Source organism: Pseudomonas sp. 3HC3 (assembly GCF_044904505.1).
GTDB lineage: Bacteria > Pseudomonadota > Gammaproteobacteria > Pseudomonadales > Pseudomonadaceae > Aquipseudomonas > Aquipseudomonas putida_Y.
Window position 1 is genome coordinate 14103 of record NZ_JADDRH010000029.1, and the last position, 24060, is coordinate 38162.

Below are 24060 nucleotides of genomic sequence, written 5' to 3' on the forward strand. Positions count from 1 at the left end.
AGGATGGCTGGCAAGAAGAACACCGAAAAAGAAGGCAGCTCCTGGGTCGGCGGGATCGAGAAATACTCCCGCAAGATCTGGCTGGCGGGGCTGGGTATCTATTCGAAGATCGACCAGGACGGCCCGAAGCTGTTCGACTCGTTGGTGAAGGATGGCGAGAAGGCCGAGAAGCAGGCGAAAAAAACGGCTGAAGATGTTGCCGAGACTGCCAAGTCTTCGACCACTTCGCGGGTTTCGGGCGTGAAGGACCGTGCGCTGGGCAAGTGGAGCGAACTCGAAGAAGCCTTCGACAAGCGCCTTAACAGCGCCATCTCGCGTCTTGGCGTGCCGAGCCGCAACGAGATCAAGGCACTGCACCAGCAGGTGGATAGCCTGACCAAGCAGATCGAGAAGTTGACCGGTGCTTCGGTTACGCCGATTTCGTCGCGCACTGCAGCGACCAAGCCGGCTGCGGGCAAGGCCGCGGCCAAGCCACTGGCCAAGGCAGCGGCAGCCAAGCCTGCGGCGAAAACGGCGGCGGCCAAACCTGCTGCTAAAACCGCAGCGGCCAAACCTGCTGCCAAATCCGCAGCAGCCAAGCCTGCGGCGAAGCCGGCAGCGGCCAAGAAACCTGCGGTGAAGAAGGCTCCGGCCAAACCGGCAGCCGCCAAGCCAGCCGCCCCAGCGGCCAGCGCTGCACCTGCCGCGACCGCTGCACCGGCACCAGCACCTGCCGCCACCCCGGCCAGCAGCACGCCATCGGCACCTACCGGCACCGGTACCCTGATCTGATACCGCGTCGCCTTCTTCGCGAGTACACCCGCTCCCACAAGATGCGCCAAAACCTTGTAGGAGCGGGTTTACCCGCGAATGCGTCGGCTGCAACACTACATATCCAGCAGGCCTACCCCTCCAGGTACTTCACTGCCAGTTGCTCCGCCGCCGCCCGGGCCTGGGCCTGCAGATGCGGCGCCACCAGCATCATCACCTGGTACACCACGATCCCCACATCCCCCTCGCGCCCCAGCACACGCTGATAATCCAGCGAGAACATCAGCGTCAGGGTGATCTGCTCCACCAGTTGCCCCAGCGCCTGGGTATCACTCTCTACCAGCCCCTGGCTCTTGAGGCTGGCCAACAGCGCCGCCAGCGTGCGTTTGATTGCATTGATCAGGCTGCGCATGCCTCGGGCGAGCTTGGGCAGGCGCCCGGTCAGGTTGGACAAGTCCTGGAACAGGAAGCGGTACTGAGCCATGCGCTCGACGATCAAGTGCAGAAACAGCCAGTAATCCTCTGCGTCCAGACGCACCTCCAGCGGTGGGTCCAGCAGCGGCATCAACGCTTCTTCAAAGTGCTCGAACAGGCCCAGTACCAAGGGTTCCTTGCCATGGAAGTGGTAGTACAGGTTGCCTGGGCTGATGCCGAGTTCGTTGGCAATTTCCAGGGTGGATACGTTGGGTTCGCCCTGCTGGTTGAACAACTGCAGGGCGCACTCAAGGATACGGTCGCGGGTTTTCATCCAGTCAGCATGCTCATCGGGTCAGCACGTAGGAGCCTGGCGCGGGGCCTAGCGGTGGGTAAGTGGCGTTGCCCAGTTCAGTGCGCGGCGCCTTGAGCAGGCCGGAGCGGGCGGTGATCCACTCCAGCCACAACGGCCACCAGCTGCCTTCGCTGCGCTTGGCATCGTGGAACCAGGCGCGCGGGTCGTTGCTCAGCTTGGGGTTGGCCAGGTAGTAGGCTTTGGGGTTGCCTGGCGGGTTGATGATGCTTTGGATATGCCCGCTGTTGGCCAGCACGAAGCGCCGCTCGCCACCCAGCAGCAAGGCCGAGCGGTACACCGCGTCCCATGGCGTGATGTGGTCGTTGCTGCCGGCCACGGTAAAGCTGTCGATATTGACCTGCTGCAGGTCGATCGGCGTACCGCATACTTCCAGCCCGGACGCGTAGGTCAAGGGGTTGAGCTTGAAAAACTCCAGCAGGTCGCCATGCAGCGCGGCGGGCAGGCGCGTACTGTCGGCATTCCAGTACAGGATGTCGAAAGCCGGCGGTGTCTTGCCGAGCAGGTAGTTGTTGACCCAGTAGTTCCAGATCAGGTCGTTGGGCCGCATCCAGGCAAAGATCCGCGCCACTTCGCCACCGTCCAGCACGCCACGCTGATAAGAGCGTCGCTTGGCCGCTTCGATGGTTTGCTCATCGGCGAACAGGCTGGCCGGGCTTTCGAACTTGCTGTCCAGCAAGCTGACCAGATACGTGGCACTGCGCACCCGGCGCAACTGCTTCTTGGCTTGCAGGTGGCCTTGCAGTGCGGCCATGGTCAGGCCACCGGCACAGGCGCCCATCAGGTTGGGGTCGCGGTTGCCGCTGATACTGCGGCAGGCATTGAGCGCTTCCTCCAGGGCTTGCACGTAGCTGGAAAGGCCCCATTCACGGTGGCGTGGGTCGGGGTTGCGCCAGCTGACCATGAACACCTGCAAGCCGCTTTTGAGCATGTACTGGACAAAGCTGTTGGTAGCGCTGAGGTCGAAGATGTAGAACTTGTTGATCTGAGGCGGCACGACCAGCAGTGGGCGTGCGTGCTGCTTTTCGCTCATCGGCGAGTACTGGATCAGCTCCAGCAGTTCGTTGCGAAATACCACTGCGCCAGGGGTTGCGGCCAGGTTAACGCCCACTTCAAAGGCGCGCTCGTCCACCTGACGCGGCAGCCCATCGTTGTGACGCAGGTCGTCGAGCAGGTGGGCCACGCCGCGCACCAGGCTCTGGCCGCCGGTGTTGAACAGCTCCTTGACCGCCAGCGGATTGAGCAGTGAGTTGCTGGGCGCCAGCGCATCGTTGATCAGGTTGAACAGAAAATGGGCGCGGGCTCGATCATCGTCGTTCAAGTGGCTTTCATCGATCCACTGGCGTGTCTGCTTCTGCCAGGCCAGATAGGCCTGCAGGCCGCGGCGATAGAACGGGTTCTGGCTCCAGGTCGGGTCACTGAAGCGTGCGTCACGCGGGTTTGGCTGGTAAGGCGTATCCCCCAGCATTACCCGCCCCAACTGCCCGCCAAGCGCCAGCAGATGATGCGCGGCATGCAGCGGGTGGCGCAGGCCGTGGCGACCGACGTTGCGCAGCGTGGAAAGCAGGTCGCGGCCGCGCAGGCCGAGGATGGCGTTCTGCACGTTCATGCGGGTGGCGGGGAGCGTTGTCGATCCTTTGGCCGGTTTGTCTTTCATGGCAACACTCCCTCGTCTAATCCATTTCCCTGTCAGGCCGCAGCTGTTTCACCCCCCCCGAAGCCGGACGGGGATGCATGACCGCACGCTGACGTTCTTCCTGCAGGAACTTCATGATGATCGGGGCGACGGCTTCTGCCCGGGTGATCAGGAACAGATGGCCGTCGTCGATAATGTGTAGCTGGGCATTGGGAATCCGCCAGGCCAGCAGGCGCATGTTGATCAGCGGGATCAGCGGGTCGTCGTCGCCGGCCAGTACCAGGGTGGGCTGCTGGATCTTGTGCAGCCAGTGGATGCTGGTCCAGCCGAGCCCGGCGAACAGCTGCCAGTAGTAGCCCAGCTTGCCGCCGGAGCGCACCTTGGCGGCATGGTGCATGGCCAGGTCGGGGTCACGTCGGAAGCCGCCGCCATAGATCATCGGCGCAATGCGGATGACATGCGACGGCTGCACGTAACGCCGGGGGCTGGCCATCATCCACAGCACCTTGGGCTTGCCTGGCACCATGACCGCACCGGCAGCGGTGGCGGCCAGCACCAGTTTCTTGCAGCGCTCGGGGTAATCGTGAGCAAACTGCTGGGCCAGGGCGCCGCCCCAGGACACGCCGATGACGTTGACCTGGCCGTAGTCGAGGTAGTCGAGCATCCGCGCGGTCAGCTTGGCCAGCCCAGGGAAGCGATACGGGTGGCGCGGTGTGGACGAGCCGCCGACCCCGGGCACATCGAAGGCGATGACTTCCAGGTCCGGGTCAAGTGCTTCGATGAACGGAAACACCAGCTCGAGGTTGGCGCCGATGCCGTTGAAGATCAGCAACGGCGTCAGGTGCGGCTTGCCGGGGCGAACAGCGGTGCGGATGGACTGGTTGTCCAGCTCGACGGTCCTGAAGATATAGGGTTGCGGCATGCACGTGACTCTTGGGTGAAGTAAACACCGTGGCGCCTTGCAGGCCGCCACGGCGCTGTAACTCAACGCTCGTGAACGTAGGTGCCTGGGGAGGCTTCACCGGCGGCATACGCACGGTTGCCCAGGCGGGTCGGTGCCTTTTTCAGCGCGCCGGCACGCTCGCCCAGCCAACTCTGCCAGTGCAACCACCAGGAGTCTGCATGCTTGATGGCGTTTTCCTGCCAGGCCACCGGGTCGCCCGGGCGGTCGGCACCGGTCATGAAACGTGCCTTCGGGTTACCCGGCGGGTTGAGGATGCTCTGGATATGCCCGCTGTTGGACAGTACGAATTCGATCTTGCCGCCGAACAGATGCGCCGAGCGGTAGCACGACGGCCATGGGGTGATGTGGTCGTTGGTGCCAGCGAGGCTGTAGATGTCGCATTTGACCTGTTTCAGGTCGATCGCGGTGCCGCACACTTCCAGGGCGTCGGGGCGGGTCAGCGGGTTGCTCTTGAACATTTCGATCAGGTCGCCGTGGAAGGCGGCCGGCAGACGCGTGGTGTCGTTGTTCCAGAACAGGATGTCGAACACGGGGGGCTCATTGCCGAGCAGGTAGTTGTTTACCCAGTAATTCCAGATCAGGTCGTTGGGGCGCATCCAGGCGAACACCTTGGCCATTTCGCTGCCTTCCAGCACGCCCGCCTGATAGGAGTGGCGCTTGGCTGCCTCCAAGGTCTGCTCGTCGACAAACAGTGCGACCTGGTTGTCCATGGTGGTGTCCAGCACGCTGACCAGCAGGGTCAGGGCGTTGACCTTGTTCTCACCAATGGCGGCATAGTGGCCCACCAGTGCGGTACAGGTGATGCCGCCGGAGCAGGCGCCGAGCATGTTCAAGTCTTTGCTGCCGGTAATCGCCAGCACCGCGTCGACAGCTTCTTTCAGCGCATCGATGTAGGTGGACAGGCCCCATTCGCGCTGGGCCTTGGTCGGGTTGCGCCAGCTGATGATGAAGGTCTGCTGCTGCGAGCGCAGGCAGAAGCGCGCCAGGCTCTTTTCCGGGCTGAGGTCGAACACATAGAACTTGTTGATCTGCGGTGGCACCACCAGCAGCGGGCGGGCGTGCACCTGCTCGGTGATGGGGCTGTACTGGATCAGCTCCAGCACATCGTTGCGGTACACCACCGCGCCTTCGCTGGTGCCCAGGTTCTTGCCCACTTCGAAGGCATCCATGTTCACCTGGCTAGGCATGCCGCCGTTATTGACCATGTCCTTGGCCAGGTTGGACAGGCCATCGAGCAGGCTCTTGCCGCCGGTTTCGAAGAAGCGTTTGACCGCAGCCGGGTTGGACAGGGTATTGGTCGGCGCCATGGCCTCGGTCATCAGGTTGATGACGAACTGGCCGCGGCTGATGTCCTGGGGGGACAGGTCGCTGCTGCTGACCCAGTCCTGCAGCTCCTTGCGCCAGGCCAGATAGGTTTGCAGGTAGCGGCGGTACAGCGGGTTGTTGCTCCAGGCCGGGTCATTGAAGCGACGGTCGTCGCTTTCCGGGGCCAGGCTGGACTTGCCCAGCAGCACGTTCTTCAGCTCCAGGCCAAAGTGAGCCACATGTTTGGCGCTATGCAGCGGTTGGCGCACGGCCTGGCGCAGCACGGTGCGTGCCGAGCTCAACAGGTCCTTGCGGCGGATGCCGATGACCGGGTTCAGCCCCAGGGTGTTTTCCGAGGCCTGCCGCTGCAGCTCATCGTTGTTCTTGTTACTCATCTACGACGCTCCGTTGTCCTGAGACGAGTACCGGTTGCTGTGGCGGGTGCACAGCCCTGAGCCCGGTACTGCTACTCGGGTGACCAGTGATAAGGAACAGCGGTGCTGCGTGGCTCCTGACGACCTGAAAAGCCATGCAGGGAACTTGCCACACACATTGGTTACCCGACTTTCGTGTAATGCGCAAGACAGCCCTTCACTGGGCTGTCTTCAAGTCATTCAAACAGATGAATTTAGAAAATGCGCTCTAAACCCCGCAGGCCTTGCGCTAGAGCATGAGCTTGACCACAGATTCGGCCGGGTCGCGGGATTTGCCGGCCTTGTGTAACTCGTCGAGGTACTCCGCCCACAGTTGTTCCTGGCGCAAGCACAGTTGCTCAAGGTATTCCCAGGTGAACAAGCCGCTGTCATGACCGTCGTCGAAGGTCAGTTTCAGTGCATATTGGCCGGCAGGTTCCAGGCCACTGAGGCCGACATTGATCTTGCCGAACTGCAGGATGGGATTGCCGTGGCCCTGGACCTCGGCGGAGGGAGAGTGCACGCGCAGGAATTCGGCGGGCAGGTGGTAGACCTCGCCGGGAGCGTAGGTGAGGCTGAGGGTTTTGGAGGCTTTGTGCAGGTTGATGGCGGTGGGCAGGCGGGCCATGGGCAGAATCTCTCGGGAGCTGATGAAGCACAGCTTCCAGCTTATGGGAAAGGGATTCAAGGGCCTCTTCACGGGCAAGCCCGCCCCTGCACAGATCACGACATGCCTTGGGCCTGTGGTGGTCCGTATAGGAGCGGGCGTGCCCGCGAAGCTGTCGCAACCGGTCTTACAGAATGTAACGCGACAGGTCTTCGTTCTGTGCCAGCTCACCAAGGTGGCTGTTCACATACGCCGCGTCGATCTGGATCGGCGCTTCGTCATGGGTGCTGGCCAGGTCGCCCGCACTGAACGACACCTCTTCGAGCAAGCGCTCGAGCAGGGTGTGCAGGCGGCGGGCACCGATGTTTTCGGTTTTCTCGTTGACCTGGTAGGCAATCTCGGCCAGGCGCTTGATGCCGTCGGCGAGGAACTCGATGTTCAGGCCTTCGGTCTTCAGCAATGCCTGGTACTGCTCGGTCAGCGACGCGTGCGGCTCTTGCAGGATGCGCTCGAAGTCTTCCGGGGTCAGTGCCTTCAGCTCGACACGGATCGGCAGGCGGCCTTGCAGCTCGGGCACCAGGTCGCTCGGCTTGCTCAGGTGGAAGGCACCCGAGGCAATGAACAGAATGTGGTCGGTCTTGACCATGCCCAGCTTGGTGTTGACGGTGCAGCCTTCGATCAGCGGCAGCAGGTCGCGCTGCACGCCTTCGCGGGACACGTCGGCGCCGCCAACGTTGCCACGCTTGGCAACCTTGTCGATTTCGTCGATAAACACGATGCCGTGCTGTTCGACCGCTTCCAGGGCCTTGGCCTTGAGCTCTTCCTCGTTGACCAGGCGGCTCGCTTCTTCATCGCGAACCATCTTCAGCGCTTCTTTTACCTTCAGCTTGCGCGCTTTGCGCTTGCCCTTGCCCATATTGGCAAACAGGCTCTGCAGCTGGTTGGTCATTTCTTCCATGCCGGGCGGCGCAGCAATTTCGACACCGACGGCATCGGCCACTTCGATCTCGATTTCCTTGTCGTCCAGTTGGCCTTCGCGCAGGCGTTTGCGGAACAGCTGGCGAGTGTTGGAGTCGCTGCTGGTCTGTGCGGCTTCTTCGCTGAAGCTGGTGACGCGCGCCTGGGGCAGCAGGGCGTCGAGGATGCGGTCTTCGGCGGCGTCTTCGGCGCGGTGGCGCACGCGGATGATTTCCTGCTCGCGCAGCATCTTCAGCGCGGCATCGGCCAGGTCACGGATGATCGACTCGACGTCGCGGCCTACGTAGCCCACTTCGGTAAACTTGGTGGCTTCGACCTTGAGAAACGGCGCGTTGGCCAGCTTGGCCAGACGGCGGGCGATTTCGGTCTTGCCGACGCCGGTAGGGCCGATCATCAGGATGTTCTTGGGGGTGACTTCGGCACGCAGCTCGGCAGGGAGCTGCATGCGCCGCCAGCGGTTGCGCAGCGCAATGGCCACGGCGCGCTTGGCGTCGTCCTGGCCGATGATGTGGCGGTTGAGTTCGTGGACGATCTCGCGGGGGGTCATGGACATGATCAATACGGTCCTTGGGCAGGTGAGTCAGCGTGGAAAAGCCCCTTCGCCGGGAAGGGGCGCCAGAACAGCTGAATCAGTCGGCCAGGTCCTGCTCCTCGATGGTCAGGTTGTGGTTGGTGAACACGCAGATGTCGCCGGCGATGTTCAGGGCGGTCTCGGCGATTTCGCGGGCCGAGAGGTCGGTCTTGTTCAGCAGGGCACGGGCTGCGGCCTGGGCATAGGCGCCGCCGGAACCCATGGCGATCAGGCCATCTTCGGGTTCGACCACGTCACCGTTGCCGGTGATGATCAGGGATGCATCCTTGTTGGCCACGGCGAGCATGGCTTCCAGGCGGCTCAGGGAGCGGTCGGTACGCCATTCCTTGGCCAGCTCGACGGCGGCGCGTACCAGGTGGCCCTGGTGTTTCTCCAGCTGACCTTCAAAGCGCTCGAACAGGGTGAAAGCGTCGGCGGTAGCGCCGGCGAAGCCCGCGATGACCTGGCCGTGGTACAGGCGGCGCACCTTCTTGGCGTTGCCTTTCATCACGGTGTTGCCAAGGGATACCTGGCCGTCGCCGCCCATGACGACTTTGCCGTTACGGCGGACAGAAACGATTGTGGTCAAGGGGAGAGTCTCCACGCAGCGGGGCGAAAGTGCCTGATGCAGACTCATATGGGGGTGGGGGGAAGGATTTCAACCGGGGGGGATGAATGGTCGCGCTTGGCGGGGGGACTATGTGAAGGCATTCGCGGGCATGCCCGCTCCCACAGGGTTACCACATGCCTTGGAATTGTGGTGATCCTGTGGGAGCGGGCGTGCCCGCGAAGCATGTTACTCAGGCCTCGTGGCAGACGTGGCCATCGACCAAGGTATAACGCACCGCACCCGGCAGGCAGTGGCCGATGAACGGGCAGTTCTCGCCGCGGGAGAACCATTGTTCGCCGGCAACGGTGGACGCTTGCGGGTCGAACAGCACCAGGTCGGCCGCGCCCCCCACTTTCAGCTCCCCGGCCGGCAGGCGCAGGGCGGCAGCCGGGCCGCTGCTCAGACGGGCCAGCAAAGTTGGCAGGTCGAGCAGGCCGTCCTGCACCAGGGTCATGGCCAGTGGCAGCAGCAACTCGACGCTGCTGATACCCGGCTCGGTGGCGCCGAACGGGGCCAACTTGGCGTCGCGCTCGTGCGGCTGGTGGTGGCTGGAGATTGCCTGGATCACCCCCGACTTCACCGCCTCGCGCAATCCGTCACGGTCGGCAGCGGTGCGCAGTGGCGGCTGCACGTGGTACAGGCTGGAGAACTCGCGCAGCGACTCGTCCGTGAGGATCAGCTGGTACAGCGCTACATCGGCGGTCACAGGCAGGCCCAAGGCCTGGGCCTGGGCGATCAGCCGCGCGCCACGGGCACTGGTGATCTGGCTGAAGTGCGCACGCACGCCGCTTTGTTCCACCAGCAGCAGGTTGCGCGCCAGGGCCACGGTTTCGGCGCTTTCCGGGATGCCTGGCAGGCCGAGGAAGCTGGCCATGGCACCTTCGTGGGCCAGGCCGCCCTGGGCCAGATCGCGGTCCTGGGAGTGGAACACCACCGTCAGATCGAAGGTGGCGGCATACTCCAGGGCGCGGGCCAGGGTACGGTTGTTGGGGATTTCCTTCAGGCCGTTGCCAAATGCTACGCAACCGGTGTCACGCAGGGCCACCAGTTCGGCCAGTTGCTCGCCTTCCAGGCCCTTGGTCAGGGCGCCGACCGGGTAGACCTTGCTGTTGGCGGCTTCGCGGGCGCGGTCAAGGATAAGCTCGGCCACTGCCGATGTGTCCAGCACTGGCTTTGTCTGCGGCGGGCAGCACAGGCTGGTGACACCGCCGGCAACGGCAGCGCGGGTTTCGCTGGCGATGTTGCCTTTGCGGCTGTAACCCGGCTCGCGCAGGGACACGCCCAGGTCGACCAGGCCGGGCGCTGCGACCAGGCCATCAGCCTGGATTGTGCGGCTGGCGCTGAAACCGGCCGGTGCGGTACCGATGGCGGCAATGCGGCCGCCGTCCAGGTGCAGGTCGGTGACCTGGTCCAGGCCGCTGTTGGGGTCGATGACCCGGGCGCCGAGAATACTGATGGTCACTGGGCGTTCTCCTGGTCGAATTGACGTTGCGCGTTCTGCCCGCTCATGGCCATGGACAGCACGGCCATGCGCACGGCGATGCCGTAGGTGACCTGGTTGAGGATCACCGAGTGCTTGCCGTCGGCAACCGCCGACTCGATTTCCACGCCACGGTTGATCGGGCCCGGGTGCATGACGATTGCATCGGGCTTGGCCGCGGCCAGGCGTGCAGTCGTCAGGCCGAACAGGCGGTAGAACTCGCCCTCGCTGGGGAGCAGGCCACCGGCCATGCGCTCACGCTGCAGGCGCAGCATGATCACCACGTCGACGTCTTTCAGGCCTTCGGCGAGGTCGGTGTAGACCTTCACACCGTACTGCTCGATACCGATCGGGATCAGGGTTTTCGGGCCGATCACGCGAATGTCCGGGCAGCCCAGTGCCTTGAGGGCGAGCATGTCGGAACGGGCCACACGCGAGTGCAGGATGTCGCCGACGATGGCCACGGACAGGTTCTCGAAGCTGCCTTTGTGGCGGCGGATGGTGAGCATGTCGAGCATGCCCTGGGTCGGGTGCGCGTGGCGGCCGTCGCCGCCGTTGATCACGGCAACCTCCGGGCACACGTGCTCGGCGATGAAGTGCGCGGCGCCGGAGTCGGAATGGCGCACGACGAACATGTCGGCCGCCATGGCTTCGAGGTTGCGCAGGGTATCGAACAGGGTCTCGCCCTTGCTGGTCGAGGAGGTCGACACATTCAGGCTGATCACGTCGGCCGACAGGCGCTGGGCTGCCAGTTCGAAGGTGGTACGGGTACGGGTCGAGTTCTCGAAGAACACGTTGCACACAGTCTTGCCGCGCAGCAACGGGACTTTTTTCACAGCCCGGGCGCCGACTTCCAGGAAGGAGTCGGCGGTGTCGAGGATCTCGGTGAGCAGTTCGCGGGGCAAACCGTCAAGCGAGAGGAAGTGGCGCAGCTGGCCCTGATCATTGAGCTGCAGCGGGCGCTTGGCGTCGATTGGCGTCATCGCGGGGGACTCTTAAAGGGCGGAAGCGGAGGCGAGGTCCTGGCGCTCGAGGGCGAGCGGTGCGGGTCCGGTCAATTTTACCCGTTCATGGGCGGCCAGCGACAGGGTGGCGCCGAGCACGTTCGGGCGAATCGGCAGTTCGCCGGCATCCAGGTCCAGCAGGCAGACCAGGGTAACGCTGGCCGGGCGGCCATAATCGAACAGTTCGTTGAGCGCCGCTCGGATGGTACGACCGCTCATCAGCACGTCGTCCACCAGCACCAGGTGCTGGCCTTCGACCTCGAACGGCAACTCGGACGGGCGCACTTGCGGGTGCAGGCCGTTCTGGCTGAAGTCGTCGCGGTAGAACGACACGTCCAGGGTGCCCATGGGGCTGGTGTCGCCCATGGCTTCCTGCAGGGCCTGGGCAACCCAGACACCGCCGGTGCGGATACCGATGTAACGGGGCTCGGTGATTGCCCGGCGTGCCAGATGGGCACGAAGGTCGACAGCCATCTGCCGGATCAGCTCGGCGGGATTGGGTAGGCTCATTGCGGGCTCCTCGGAAGGGTGCGCCGGGTGGGCCCGGCGGCAAAGAAGATCAGGTATTGGCCTCCAGCCAGCCTTGCAGCAACAAGGCAGCGGCAATGGCATCGACCGGGTTGTCGCGGTAGCTGCCACGCTGGCCGCCACGGGCCATGCGCTCGCCTTTGGCCTCGAAGGTGGTCAGGCGCTCGTCGTGCGTGTGCACGGGCAGGTTGAAGCGGCCGTTCAGGCGGCGGGCGAACTTTTCGGCGCGGGCGCTCATTTCGCTGGGCGTGCCGTCCATGTTCAGCGGCAGGCCGACCACAATGGCATCTGGCTTCCATTCGGCAATCAGCTTTTCCACCTGGGCCCAGTCCGGTACGCCGTTCTGCGCCTTCAGGGTGCACAGTTCGCGGGCCTGGCCGGTAATCACCTGGCCGACGGCCACGCCGATCTGTTTGCTGCCATAGTCGAAGCCCAGCAGCAGGCGTAGCTCAGCCATCAGGAGTGGCCCGCCTGGCTGGTCAGCAGGTGCAGGTTGATCCCCAGGCTGGCGGCCGCAGCCTCCAGGCGCAGGTCGCTGGCCATCCCGAAGACAATGTCCGGGTCGAACGGGCAGTTCAGCCAGGCGTTGTCGGCCAGCTCCGCTTCCAGTTGGCCCGCTTCCCAACCGGCATAGCCCAAGGTGATCAGGCTCTGCTTCGGGCCCACCCCGGCGGCGATAGCCAGCAATATGTCCTGTGACGTGGTCAGCGACAGCCCTTCCAGCGCCATGCTGGCCTGGAAGCTGCACTCGCTGCTGTGCAACACGAAACCGCGGTCGGTTTGTACCGGGCCACCCTGGTAGATCGGCACCTGCAAGGTGCTGGCCGGCGGCATTTCGTCCGGGCGCAGTTGCTCGAGGATGTCGGCCAGGCTCAGTTCCTGTGGTCGGTTGACCACCAGGCCCATGGCGCCATGCTCATTATGCTCGACGATGTACGTGAGGGTCTGGGCGAAGTTCGGATCGGCCATGTGCGGCATGGCGATCAGGAACTGGTGCTTGAGGTAGCTCGGTGCGAGGGTTTTCATGGGGGATAGTGTGGCGCCAGGTGGCGAGACTGACAAGGTGGGCTTTGTGTCGCTTGTGCCGGCCCCTTCGCGGGCATGCCCGCTCCCACCGGTACTCCACAGGCTTCAGAGCCGGTTAGCAACCTGTGGGAGCGGGCGTGCCCGCGAAGGGGCCGGAACAGGCAGAAAATCAGTTACTGGACAAACGGTCCCCACGGGCAAAGCGCCAGGTGCGGATGATCTCCAGCCGGTCGAACTCGGCCAGATCCCCGGTAAACGGTGCAAACGGCGCCGCCAGCCGCACGATGCGTTGCGCCGCCTGGTCCAGCACGGGCTGGCCGGACGATTCCAGTACCAGTACCTCGTAGAGCGAGCCGTCGCGGTTGATCGACACCATCATGCGCAAGTTGCCGTAGATCTGCTTTCGTCGTGCTTCGTCGGGATAGTTCAGGTTGCCCACGCGCTCGACCTTCTTGCGCCACTCTTCCTTGTACCAGGCGCCCTTGTCGCGCATGGTCGACGCGGCGTTCAGGCGATGGATGCGCGGGCGCTTGGCGTACATCTGCTGCTCATTGGACAGCTCCGCCTCCAGGCTGGCGATCTGGCTGGACAGCTGGGAGCTGTCGAAGTCCGGTGCCGGTGCGGCTGGCTTGGGCTGTGCTTTGCTTTCCTTGGGTTTGGGTTCGACCTTGTGCGGCTTGGGCGCCGTAGTCACCACCGCCGACTTTTTCGGGGTAGGGGGTGGAACCACCTCGGGCCTGGCCGCAGGCGGTGGGGTGATCTTGTTGATCTTGCTGTCCTGGAAAGGCGCCAGTTCGGTGGTCTTGGGCACCGCTTTCTTGTCCAGGGTGCCGCTGCCTTGCTGGTTGTCCTGGGCCTGGAAGTCGGCCTTCTCGGGCGGCTTCTCGCTCTTGAAGGTGGCCAGGGTGATGTCCATGGTGTGGCGGATTTCGGCAGGCTTGACCACGGTGAAACCCACGCCGAGGATCAGCGCCAGGTGCACCAGCGCAGCCAGGAACAGGGTGAAGCCGAGCCGGTCCGCAGGGCGAACACGGGGAGGCAGCAGGTCGGCAGGGACGTCAGCGGGCAGCGTCATCAGGTATCCAGCAACCGCAGGGCGGGGCAGCAGCTCAGTCGAATAGGACCGGCATCATACCCCACTCTACGGCTTTACTTCGCGTTGGCTGTCAGCGTGCCTTGAGCTTGCGATCAATGGCATCCATCAGCTTGCCACCGATATCGGTGTTGTAGGCGGCATCGATTTCGCGAATACAGGTGGGGCTGGTGACGTTGATTTCGGTGAGGTAGTCGCCGATTACGTCCAGGCCAACGAACAGCAGACCCTTCTCGCGCAGCGTCGGGCCGACCTGGGCGGCGATCCAGCGGTCGCGCTCGGTCAGTGGGCGGGCTTCGCCACGCCCGCCAGCGGCCAGGTTGCCACGGGTCTCACCGCTGGCCGGAATACGTGCCAGGCAATAGTCCACTGGCTCACCGTCGATCATCAGGATGCGCTTGTCGCCGTCCTTGATTGCCGGCAGGTAGGCCTGGGCCATGATCTGCTGGGCACCCAGTGCGGTCAGGGTTTCCAGGATCACCGACAGGTTGGGGTCGCCCGCCCGGTGACGGAAGATCGACGTACCGCCCATGCCATCCAGTGGCTTGAGGATCACGTCGGCATGCGTGGCAGCGAATTCGCGAATGATGTCCGGGCGGCGGCTGACCAGGGTTGGGGTGGTGCATTGCGGGAACAGCGTGGCGAACATTTTTTCGTTGCAGTCGCGCAGGCTTTGCGGGCGGTTTACCACCAGTACGCCTTCGGCCTCGGCTTGCTCCAGCAGGTAAGTGCTATAGACAAACTCCATGTCGAAGGGCGGGTCCTTGCGCATCAGGATCACGTCCAGCTCGGCCAGCGGGCTGTCCTGCTCCTCGCCCAGTTCGAACCAGCGCGCCGGGTCGGCAAACACGTTCAGCGGGCGCATGCGGGCGCGGGCCTTGCCTTCGCCCTGATACAGGTCTTGCTGTTCCATGTAGAACAGGCTCCAGCCGCGTGCCTGGGCGGCCAGCAGCATGGCCAGCGAGCTGTCCTTCTTGTAGGAGATGGACGCGATGGGGTCCATGACAATGCCGAGGCGAACGCTCATGGGGGTTCCTCTTGGCGGCAGGTGGCCGCGGTGGATCGAAAGAAAAGTGGCTCAGGGTGGCGCCGCGAACGCCGCCGGTCAAGGGGCGTGGCAGATGGAATGGCCACCCGGAGTATGCTAAAAATGCAGCTGCAAGCCTTGAGCTACAAGCCTCAAGAAAAGAGCATCCATGCGCCGAGCTGCTTTCTTGCAGCTTGCCGCTTGCAACTTGCGGCTTCAATCCTACTGGTAGGCATCTATGGAACAACCCCTGAAGGTGATGGTGATCGACGATTCCCGCACGATCCGCCGCACCGCGCAGATGCTGCTCGGTGAAGCGGGCTGCGAGGTGATCACCGCCAGCGATGGCTTCGATGCCCTGGCCAAGATCGTCGACCATCAGCCCAGCATCATTTTCGTCGATGTGCTGATGCCACGCCTGGACGGCTACCAGACCTGCGCGGTAATCAAGCACAACAGTGCCTTCAAGGACACCCCGGTTATCCTGCTGTCGTCGCGCGATGGCCTGTTCGACAAGGCCCGCGGCCGGGTGGTCGGTTCCGATCAGTTCCTGACCAAGCCGTTCAGCAAGGAAGAACTGCTCGACGCGATCCGCGCCCATGTGCCCGGGTTTGCCACACCTCAACAACACGCACCCTGACCGAGCCCCGCCATGGCGCGGTCCTACTTTCCTGATGGGGAAACAGCATGGCCCGAGTTCTGATTGTCGACGACTCGCCGACAGAGATGTACAGATTGACCGAATGGCTGGAAAAGCACGGCTACCAGGTGCTCAAGGCCAGCAACGGTGCCGACGGCGTGGCTCTGGCCCGGCAGGACAAGCCCGACGCGGTGTTGATGGACATCGTCATGCCTGGCATGAACGGCTTCCAGGCCACCCGCCAGCTCAGCAAGGACCCGGAAACCAGCGCTATTCCAGTGATCGTGGTAACCACCAAGGACCAGGAAACCGACCGTATCTGGGCCACGCGCCAGGGTGCCCGTGACTTCCTGACCAAACCGGTGGAAGAGGAAGCGCTGATCGCCAAGCTCAAAGAAGTGCTGGGGGCTTGACCACCCGCCCGCAAGGCGCGTCGCTGACCGCCTTTGAGTTGTTGCTGGACATCGACCGGCGCTGCCGCCTGCTGGTCGCAGACCAGCCGCTGCAGGACAACCGCGTGCAGCAGTGGAGCGGCATTGGCTTTCGCATTGCCGGGCAGTGGTTCGTCGCGCCCATGGGCGAAGTGGCCGAGGTGCTGCGCGAACCGCGCAGTAGCCGGGTCCCCGGCGTGCAGCCGTGGGTGTGCGGGGTAGCCAACCTGCGTGGCCGGCTGTTGCCGGTGATGGACTTGAGCTGCTTCTTCGGCCTGGGCCACGCCGCACCGGGCAAGCAGCGGCGAGTGCTGGTGCTGGATCACGACGATCTGTTCGTCGGCTTGCTGGTCGACGAGGTGCTGGGCCTTCAGCACTTTGCCCTCGACAGCCTGCAGCTGTCGCCGCCGCAGCCTCTGATCGCTGCCGCTGCACGCTTTGTGCAGGGGTATTTTCCGCGTGAACGTAACTGGGCGATCTTCAGCCCCTTTGCCCTGGCCCAGGCGCCGGGCTTTCTCGATGTGGCGTTATAGGACCTGCGAACGTGAACAAGCCTGCCACCCCCGTCACTGCCACCACCGTGAGCCCACGTACCCGCAGCATCGCGCAGATCACCGTGCTGTTCCTGATACTGATCCTCTCGATCATATTGCTGTTTGCCAACTTTGCTTACCTGAATACCCAATCCAACTACGACAAGCAGTACATCGGCCATGCCGGCGAACTGCGCGTGCTGTCGCAGCGTATCGCCAAGAACGCCACCGAGGCGGCCACCGGCAAGGCCTTGGCCTTCAAGCTGCTATCGGATGCGCGCAATGATTTCGAGCAGCGCTGGGGCTACCTGCGCCAAGGTGACAAGTCCACTGGCCTGCCGCCTGCGCCGCCTTCGGTGCGTGACGAGATGGAATCGGTACGCCGCGACTGGGAAAACCTGCGCAAGAACACCGACATCATCCTGGCCAGCGAGCAGACCGTGCTGTCGCTGCACCAGGTGGCAGCGACCCTGGCCGAGACCGTGCCGCAGCTGCAGGTGGAATACGAAAAAGTGGTCGAGATCCTGCTGCAGAGCGGTGCCCCGGCCAGTCAGGTTGCAGTGGCCCAGCGCCAACTGTTGCTGGCCGAACGTATTCTTGGCTCGGTCAACACCGTCCTGGCCGGTGACGACAGCGCCGCCCAGGCGGCCGATGCCTTTGGCCGTGACGCCGGGCGCTTTGGCCAGGTGCTGGAGGGCATGCTCAATGGCAATGCGACGATCCAGGTAACCCGTGTAGAAGACGCCGACGCCCGCGCACGGCTGGCCGAAATCGCCGAGTTGTTCCAGTTCGTTGCCGGTTCGGTGGACGAAATCCTCGAAACCTCGCCCGAACTGTTCCGTGTGCGTGAGGCTGCGGGCAACATCTTCAGCCTGTCGCAAACCTTGCTCGACGAAGCTTCACACCTGGCGAACGGTTTCGAGAACCTGGCCGGCGGTCGCACCCTCGACACCGTTGGCGGCTATGCCTTGGGCCTGCTGGCGCTGGCCTCGATCATCCTTATCGGTCTGGTCATGGTGCGTACCACCAACCGCCAACTGCGCGAGACCGCAGAAAAGAACGAACGTAACCAGCAGGCCATCATGCGCCTGCTCGACGAAATCGAAGAGCTGGCAGATGGCGACCTGACGGTGACCGTATCGGTGACTGAAGACTTCACCGGCGCCATTGCCGACTCGATCAACTATTCCGTGGACCAGTTGCGCGATCTGGTCGCCACCATCAACCACAGTGCAGTGCAGGTCGCGGCCGCCGTGCAGGACACGCAGAACACCGCGCGGCAACTGGCCAAGGCCTCCGAGCACCAGGCCGCACAGATCAGCGAGGCGTCCGAGGCGGTGGGTGACATGGTCGAGTCGATTGACCGGGTTTCGGCGCATGCTTACGAATCGGCCAAAGTGGCCGAGCGTTCGGTGGCCATCGCCAACAAAGGCAATGAGGTGGTGCACAACACCATCAACGGCATGGACAACATTCGCGAGCAGATCCAGGACACCGCCAAACGGATCAAGCGCCTTGGCGAATCCTCTCAGGAAATCGGCGACATCGTCAGCCTGATCGACGACATTGCCGACCAGACCAACATTCTTGCCCTGAACGCTGCCATCCAGGCTTCGTTGGCCGGGGAAGCCGGCCGTGGGTTTGCCGTGGTTGCCGACGAGGTGCAGCGCCTGGCTGAGCGCTCATCGTCTGCCACCCGCCAGATCGAGGCGCTGGTGCGTACCATTCAGGCCGATACCAACGAAGCGGTGATCTCCATGGAGCAAACCACCGCCGAAGTGGTGCGTGGCGCACGCCTGGCCCAGGATGCCGGGGTAGCGCTGGCCGAGATCGAAGGGGTATCGCAGAACCTCGCCGACCTTATCCACAGCATCTCCGACGCTGCCCAGTTGCAGACCTCGTCAGCCGGGCAGATCTCCCACACCATGGCAGTGATTCAGCAGATCACCGCGCAAACCTCCGCCGGCTCCGGCGCCACCGCCGACAGCATCCGCCACCTGGCCCGCATGGCGAGCGAGATGCGCCGTTCGGTGTCCGGATTCACCCTGCCGCCACCTACCGAGCCGCGTTGAGGAATAGTGACCATGGCGTCTGCAGTAAGCCCCGAGCGTCACGAAACAGTGGCGCTGGCCTGGACCAAGGCCGCCATTCTCGATTGCCTGGGTCAGGCACGGCAGGCGCTGGAGCGCTTTGCTGGCGAGACGGACGACCTTTCGATGATGGCTTTCGTGGTCGACAACCTGCACCAGGTGCACGGCTGCCTGCGCATGCTCGAACTGCGCGGCGCCACGCGTCTGGCCGAGGAATTGGAGCTGTTCGCCAAGGCATTGGCCGACGGCCAGGTCAGCCCCCGGGGTGATTGCCTGGGGGCGTTGTTCCGCGGCCTGGAGCAGTTGCCCTCGTATCTGGAGCGGTTACGCGGTGCCCGCCACGACCTGCCGCTGGTGATGCTGCCGTTGCTCAACCAGCTGCGTGCCTGCCGTGGCGAGGAACCGCTGGCCCAGGCCAGCCTGATGACCGGTGCCGCCCAACGCTTTGCAGGTGACGATGACCTTGCCAACCTCGACCTGTCGCTGGGCAACTGGCGTGACCAGTTGCAGGCTGGGTCGGGGCGCGATGCGCTGCGTTCGGTGGTGACTGCACTGTGCGATGACTTGATGCGCATCAAGGAGCGCCTGGACCAGTACGGGCGCGGGGACCGTCAGCACCGCGAGCAGCTCGATGCGCTACTGGCACCGTTGCGCCACGTGGCTGACACCCTGGCGGTACTGGGCTTTCAGCAACCGCGGCGGGTGATCATCGACCAGGTGCTGGCTTTGCAGGCATTGGCTCAGGGCGAGCGGACGGTGGACGACGCGGTGTTGATGGATGTGGCGGGGGCTCTGCTGTACGTGGAGGCCTCCCTGAACGGCATGGTCGGCCCTTTGGAGGAAAACGGCCAAGGCAGCCTGCCGGGCTCGGACCTGGCCGAGATACGCCAGCTGGTGCTGAATGAATCGCTGAACGTGTTGCAGCAGGCCAAGGATCTGATCGGCGATTACCTGGAGTCCGACTGGCCTCGGCAACGCCTGCAACCCTTGCCGGGGCTGTTGCAGCAGATCCGCGGGGCACTGGCCATGTTGATGCTGCCCGCCGTGGCCGAGCTGTTTGCCGGCTGCGCAAGCTATGTGCAGCGTTGGTTGCAGCACCTGGAGGAAGAGCCACCGATTGATGAGCTGACGCACTTGGCCGAGGCACTGAGCGCTGCCGAATGCTACCTGCAATGGCGGGCGGCCGACCCGCTGGCCGATGGCCAACCCTTTATCGAGATGGCACGGGCCAGCTTGGCGGCGCTGGGTGTGCAGTGCGCGGTGGTCGGGGCCAGCCCAGACCAGGACGGCAGTGGCGATGGCATCGATGACGAGCTTCGCGAAGTGTTCCTTGAAGAAGCGGGCGAGCTGCTGCCGGAAATCGAGCGCCATTGGCTGCGCTGGCGTGCCGACAACCAGCAGCGCGAGGCGCTGGGCGAAGTGCGTCGCGCGCTGCATACGCTCAAAGGCAGCGGCCGCATGGTGCATGCAGAGGCGGTGGCTGAACTGGCCTGGGGCGCCGAGCACCTGCTGAACCGGGTGCTCGAGGGCCGCAGCGTGCTCAGCCCGGAAGGGGTTGTAGCGCTGCAGCAGGTGTTCGTTCACCTGCCTGACCTGCTGGCCGATTTTGCCGCTGGCCAGTTGCCGCAACTGACTGAAATCGAGCAGTTGGCCGGGCACCTGCACAGCCTGGCTGAAAACGATGCCCCGGCGGCTGCCGGTGTCGATGGCCTCGATCCGCAGTTGCTGGGCATTTTTCGCACCGAGGCGCAGGGCCATCTGGCCAGCCTCGAGGGTTATCTGCAAGGCGCTGGCGGCCACGACACGCCGATCAGCGATGACTTGCAGCGTGCCTTGCACACGCTCAAAGGCAGTGCCGCCATGGCCGGGGTGATGCCGGTCGCCGAACTGGCCACCGCCTTCGACCGCCTGGCCCGTGAATACAAGGGCCATCAACTGCCACTGCAAATGGCCGAGATGGAGTGGCTGGAAGCTGCGCGCTCGTTGCTCCATCTGGGCTTGGCGCAACTCGATAGCACACCACTGGCCGCCATCCCCGGCGCCGCGGAACTGATCGAACAGGTCGGCCAGGCAGTGGACGGCCGCCTGGCCAGCCTGCATGAAGACCCGCACCATGCCGGCCGCCGCAAGCATGATCCGCAGTTGGTCGCCAGCTTCCTGGCGCAGGCCATGGACATCCTGCTCGATGCAGAGACGCTGTTGTCGCGTTGGCAGCAACAGCCCGCCCAGCGTGACGCACTGGATAATCTGCTCGACCAGATGACCACCCTGGGGCACGCCGCGCACCTGGCCGACCTGTGGCAGATGGATGAGGTGTGCGAGGCGTTGCTGGACCTGTATGGCGCTGTGGAGGAGGGCAGCCTGCCTGCCGATGCCCGCTTCTTCAGCCAGGCGCAGCGGGCCCATGAGACCCTGCTGGACATGCTCGACGAAGTGGCCGCCGGGCAGGATATTCCGCCGCGCCCGGAGCTGGTCGACAGCCTGCGCAACTTGCTGGACCAGGCCCTGGCGCCGGATGCCACCGGCCTGGTGGGCATCGATACGGTCACACCACTGCACCCGGACATGGACCTGTCCGACACCTTGGGGTTGCCACACCCGCCGTTGCAACCGGAGGTGGCCGAGCCGCTTGCCGAGAAACCGGAAAGCCCCGGCGAAGAGCTGCTGGAAGTGTTTCTGGAAGAAAGCTCGGACATCGTCGAAAGCGCCGCGGCGGCCTTGGCACGTTGGCAGGCCGACCCGCGCAGCAGCGTCGAGGTGGACAACCTGATGCGCGACCTGCACACCCTCAAGGGCGTGGCGCGCATGGTCGAAATTACCCCGATCGGTGACCTGGCCCACGAACTGGAGTTTCTCTACGAGCTGTTGGCTGCCGGCAGATTGCCGCCAAGCGCGCCACTGTTCGCCCTGCTGCAGAACTGCCACGATCGGTTGGCGCATATGCTTGACGCTGTGCGCCTGGGGCAGCCGCTGCATGCCGCTACAGCGCTGATCGACTACATTCGCAACTTCAGCAGTGCGGCACTGACCGACAGTGCCGCGGGCCAGGGGCCGCCAGAAGCTGCAACCGCCGAAGCACCGGCAGCAGCGCCAGAGCGGGCACCGGGTGACATGGTCAAGGTCGACGCCGAGCTGCTCGACGACCTGGGTAACCTGGCCGGCGAGCACTCGATCATCCGGGGGCGCATCGAGCAGCAGGTCAACGATGCGCAGTTCGCCCTCAACGAGATGGAAACCACACTCGAGCGCATGCGTGATCAGTTGCTGCGTCTGGATGTGGAGACCCAGGGGCGAATCTCCAGCCGGCAGCAGTTCGAAGGCGATGCCTATGACGACTTCGACCCTCTGGAAATGGACCGCCACTCCCAGCTGCAGCAGCTGTCACGCGCCCTCTTCGAGTCTGCCTCGGACCTTCTGGACCTGAAGGAAACCCTGGCTCAGCGTGCTCAGGAGGCCTACAGCCTGCTGCAACAGCAGGCGCGGGTGAACAGCCAGTTGCAGGAGGGCCTGACGGCCACCCTGATGGTGCCGTTCGAGCGCCTGGTGCCGCGCTTGCAGCGCGTTGTGCGGCAGGTGGCCAGCGAGCTGGGCAAGCAGGTGGAATTGGTGGTTGGCAATGCCGAGGGCGAACTGGACCGCAGCGTGCTGGAACGCATGGTGGCGCCACTGGAGCATATGCTGCGCAACGCCGTTGACCACGGCCTGGAAAGCCGCGCAATGCGCCTGGCCGCCGGCAAGCCGGAGCAGGGCACGATCCATCTGAATTTGCTGCATGAGGGCGCCGATATCGTCATCGAAATGACGGATGATGGTGCCGGCGTGCCACTGGAAGCGGTGCGGCGCAAGGCCATCAAGCGCGGCCTGCTGGACCCGCAGGCGCAGTTGAGTGACCACGAGATCCTGCAGTTCATCCTGCGGCCAGGCTTTTCTACCGCCGAAAAGATCACCCAGATTTCCGGGCGCGGGCTGGGCATGGATGTGGTGCACGAGGAGGTCAAGCAACTGGGTGGCTCGATGAGTATCGAGTCTGCGCAGGGCAAGGGGGCGCGTTTCCTGATCCGCCTGCCGTTCACCGTGTCGATCAACCGTGCGCTGATGGTGCACCTGGGCGAAGAGCAATACGCCATTCCGCTCAATACCATCGAGGGCATCGTCCGCGTGCCACCTGCCGAGCTCGCGGCGTGCTACCAGCTGGACTCGCCCCGCTATGTCTATGCAGGCCACGAATACGAGCTGCGCTACCTGGGCGAGTTGCTGCAAGGCCTGCCGCGCCCGGCGCTGCTGGGGCAGAGCGTGCCGTTGCCGGTGCTGCTGGTGCATTCCAAGGAACAGTCGTTCGCCATCCAGGCCGACAGCCTGTCGCCCAGCCGCGAGATCGTGGTGAAAAGCCTGGGGCCGCAGTTTGCCGCGGTTGCCGGGTTATCGGGGGCGACACTGCTGGGCGATGGCCGGGTAGTACTGATTCTTGACCTGCTGGGCCAACTGCGCGGCCAGCAGCGACGGCTGGCCCGCCTGCCCGGTGGCGGTAGCCAACGCCAGTTGCTTGGCCCGGCACCGCGCCGTGCCTTGCTGGTGATGGTGGTGGACGATTCGGTAACCGTACGCAAGGTGACCAGCCGCCTACTGGAGCGCCACGGCATGAGCGTGCTCACGGCCAAGGATGGCGTTGATGCCATGGCCTTGCTGGAAGAGCACCGGCCCGACGTGTTGTTGCTGGACATCGAGATGCCGCGCATGGACGGCTTCGAGGTGGCCACACGTATCCGCCGTGACGCGCGGCTCAAAGACTTGCCGATCATCATGATCACCTCGCGCACCGGGCAGAAGCACCGGGACCGCGCCATGGCCATCGGCGTCAACGAATACCTGGGCAAGCCGTACCAGGAATCGCTGCTGTTGCAGAGCATCGCCCATTGGAGCCAGGCCCATGCTTGAACTGATTTCCGGCCAGCGCAGCAGCCTGACCGGGCTGTTGCTGCCGTTGGGGGACCGCACGCTGGTGTTGCCCAACGTGGCGGTGGCCGAGCTGAGCGGGCAACGTAACCTGGTGTGCCAGCACGGCGACCCCGCCTGGCACCTGGGGTGGATCGACTGGCGTCAGCAACGCCTGCCGTTGATCGGTTTCGAGGCCGCGTGCGGTGGTGAGACGCCGTGCGGGGAGCGGGCTCGCGTGGTGGTGCTCAATGCCTTGGGCGATACCGGTTTGCGGTACCTGGCGCTGTTGCTGCAGGGCATTCCGCGCTCGTGCAAGCTCGACAGTCAGCTGAACTACGTTGATGTGGCGCTGGGCAGGCTGGAGCTGGCGGCGGTGCAGGTGGGGGAGCAGGTGGCGCGGGTGCCGGACCTGGTCGCATTGGAAAGGCTGGTGCGTGACGCGGATCTGCAACCTGATCTTGGGTAGGATGTGAGGCACAGGGCCTCTTCGCGGGTAAACCCGCTCCTACAATGGCTGCGCTCCGTTGTAATCGATGGACTCGCCCCCGCCGAGGCATCACAGTGCCACGGTGGTGTTCGAAGAAGCCAACGGCAGCGAGGGCGAGACCATGAAAAAGCATAGTTCGAAACACGATTCCCTGTCTTCCACTGA

The 24060-nt window shown here is 64.1% G+C and carries 21 protein-coding genes; 7 read left to right on the forward strand and 14 right to left on the reverse strand.

Annotated elements, in window-relative coordinates; genetic code table 11:
• Positions 1 to 3: 3 nt before the first annotated feature.
• Positions 4 to 771, forward strand: coding sequence for a phasin family protein (locus INQ47_RS24480; RefSeq protein WP_392519029.1), 768 nt, complete (start codon positions 4 to 6; stop codon positions 769 to 771).
• Positions 772 to 883: 112 nt separating this feature from the next.
• Here the strand turns inward: INQ47_RS24480 and INQ47_RS24485 are convergent, their stop codons facing one another.
• The 14 genes from INQ47_RS24485 to gshB all read right to left on the reverse strand — a co-directional run bounded on the left by INQ47_RS24485 (position 884) and on the right by gshB (position 14779).
• Positions 884 to 1498, reverse strand: coding sequence for a TetR/AcrR family transcriptional regulator (locus INQ47_RS24485; RefSeq protein ID WP_404702809.1), 615 nt, complete (start codon positions 1496 to 1498; stop codon positions 884 to 886).
• Positions 1499 to 1511: 13 nt separating this feature from the next.
• Positions 1512 to 3194 carry a class II poly(R)-hydroxyalkanoic acid synthase gene (gene phaC, locus INQ47_RS24490; RefSeq protein ID WP_252458853.1) on the reverse strand — a complete coding sequence of 561 codons (1683 nt, stop codon included), beginning with the start codon at positions 3192 to 3194 and terminating at the stop codon, positions 1512 to 1514.
• A gap of 16 nt (positions 3195 to 3210) precedes the next feature.
• Positions 3211 to 4095: a poly(3-hydroxyalkanoate) depolymerase gene (phaZ, locus tag INQ47_RS24495; RefSeq protein WP_404702810.1), complete on the reverse strand. Its 885-nt coding sequence runs from the start codon at positions 4093 to 4095 to the stop codon at positions 3211 to 3213.
• A 62-nt stretch (positions 4096 to 4157) separates the two neighbouring features.
• Positions 4158 to 5837 (reverse strand): class II poly(R)-hydroxyalkanoic acid synthase, encoded by a 1680-nt coding sequence (phaC, locus tag INQ47_RS24500; protein ID WP_209969579.1) that lies wholly within the window; start codon positions 5835 to 5837, stop codon positions 4158 to 4160.
• Between the two features lie 268 nt (positions 5838 to 6105).
• Positions 6106 to 6483, reverse strand: coding sequence for a gamma-butyrobetaine hydroxylase-like domain-containing protein (locus INQ47_RS24505; RefSeq protein WP_003249306.1), 378 nt, complete (start codon positions 6481 to 6483; stop codon positions 6106 to 6108).
• Between the two features lie 166 nt (positions 6484 to 6649).
• Positions 6650 to 7993, reverse strand: coding sequence for an ATP-dependent protease ATPase subunit HslU (gene hslU, locus INQ47_RS24510; RefSeq protein ID WP_003249308.1), 1344 nt, complete (start codon positions 7991 to 7993; stop codon positions 6650 to 6652).
• Between the two features lie 76 nt (positions 7994 to 8069).
• Complete coding sequence (hslV, locus tag INQ47_RS24515; RefSeq protein WP_003249309.1) at positions 8070 to 8600, reverse strand: ATP-dependent protease subunit HslV; 531 nt, start codon at positions 8598 to 8600, stop codon at positions 8070 to 8072.
• 211 nt (positions 8601 to 8811) lie between these two features.
• Positions 8812 to 10083 (reverse strand): dihydroorotase, encoded by a 1272-nt coding sequence (locus INQ47_RS24520; protein ID WP_404702811.1) that lies wholly within the window; start codon positions 10081 to 10083, stop codon positions 8812 to 8814.
• Positions 10080 to 11084: an aspartate carbamoyltransferase catalytic subunit gene (locus INQ47_RS24525; protein ID WP_021783749.1), complete on the reverse strand. Its 1005-nt coding sequence runs from the start codon at positions 11082 to 11084 to the stop codon at positions 10080 to 10082. The genes INQ47_RS24520 and INQ47_RS24525 overlap by 4 nt, the downstream gene beginning before the upstream one ends.
• A gap of 12 nt (positions 11085 to 11096) precedes the next feature.
• Positions 11097 to 11615 (reverse strand): bifunctional pyr operon transcriptional regulator/uracil phosphoribosyltransferase PyrR, encoded by a 519-nt coding sequence (pyrR, locus tag INQ47_RS24530; RefSeq protein ID WP_176683065.1) that lies wholly within the window; start codon positions 11613 to 11615, stop codon positions 11097 to 11099.
• A 49-nt stretch (positions 11616 to 11664) separates the two neighbouring features.
• Complete coding sequence (gene ruvX, locus INQ47_RS24535; RefSeq protein WP_003249316.1) at positions 11665 to 12090, reverse strand: Holliday junction resolvase RuvX; 426 nt, start codon at positions 12088 to 12090, stop codon at positions 11665 to 11667.
• A complete protein-coding gene (locus INQ47_RS24540) occupies positions 12090 to 12659 on the reverse strand; it encodes a YqgE/AlgH family protein (RefSeq protein WP_404702812.1) in 570 nt (189 codons plus the stop codon). Before INQ47_RS24540 ends, ruvX begins: the two co-directional genes overlap by 1 nt.
• Positions 12660 to 12828: 169 nt before the next feature.
• A complete protein-coding gene (locus tag INQ47_RS24545; RefSeq protein ID WP_252458850.1) occupies positions 12829 to 13734 on the reverse strand; it encodes an energy transducer TonB in 906 nt (301 codons plus the stop codon).
• A 91-nt stretch (positions 13735 to 13825) separates the two neighbouring features.
• Positions 13826 to 14779: a glutathione synthase gene (gshB, locus tag INQ47_RS24550; RefSeq protein ID WP_252458849.1), complete on the reverse strand. Its 954-nt coding sequence runs from the start codon at positions 14777 to 14779 to the stop codon at positions 13826 to 13828.
• 238 nt (positions 14780 to 15017) lie between these two features.
• Here gshB and INQ47_RS24555 point away from each other — a divergent pair, with 238 nt between their 5' ends.
• The 6 genes from INQ47_RS24555 to INQ47_RS24580 are packed head-to-tail and all read left to right on the forward strand — an operon-like array spanning position 15018 to position 23874.
• The gene (locus INQ47_RS24555; protein ID WP_003249324.1) at positions 15018 to 15419 is read left to right on the forward strand and encodes a PleD family two-component system response regulator; all 402 of its coding nucleotides are present in this window, start codon (positions 15018 to 15020) and stop codon (positions 15417 to 15419) included.
• A 47-nt stretch (positions 15420 to 15466) separates the two neighbouring features.
• Positions 15467 to 15832 carry a twitching motility response regulator PilH gene (gene pilH / locus INQ47_RS24560; protein ID WP_014592657.1) on the forward strand — a complete coding sequence of 122 codons (366 nt, stop codon included), beginning with the start codon at positions 15467 to 15469 and terminating at the stop codon, positions 15830 to 15832.
• Entirely contained in the window at positions 15829 to 16383 is a 555-nt protein-coding gene (locus INQ47_RS24565; RefSeq protein WP_252458848.1) for a chemotaxis protein CheW, read from the forward strand. Before pilH ends, INQ47_RS24565 begins: the two co-directional genes overlap by 4 nt.
• 47 nt (positions 16384 to 16430) lie before the next feature.
• A complete protein-coding gene (locus INQ47_RS24570) occupies positions 16431 to 18455 on the forward strand; it encodes a methyl-accepting chemotaxis protein (protein WP_392520996.1) in 2025 nt (674 codons plus the stop codon).
• 12 nt (positions 18456 to 18467) lie between these two features.
• Positions 18468 to 23408: an Hpt domain-containing protein gene (locus tag INQ47_RS24575; RefSeq protein ID WP_404702813.1), complete on the forward strand. Its 4941-nt coding sequence runs from the start codon at positions 18468 to 18470 to the stop codon at positions 23406 to 23408.
• Positions 23401 to 23874, forward strand: coding sequence for a chemotaxis protein CheW (locus INQ47_RS24580; RefSeq protein ID WP_209969600.1), 474 nt, complete (start codon positions 23401 to 23403; stop codon positions 23872 to 23874). The genes INQ47_RS24575 and INQ47_RS24580 overlap by 8 nt, the downstream gene beginning before the upstream one ends.
• The last annotated feature ends 186 nt before the right edge of the window (positions 23875 to 24060 follow it).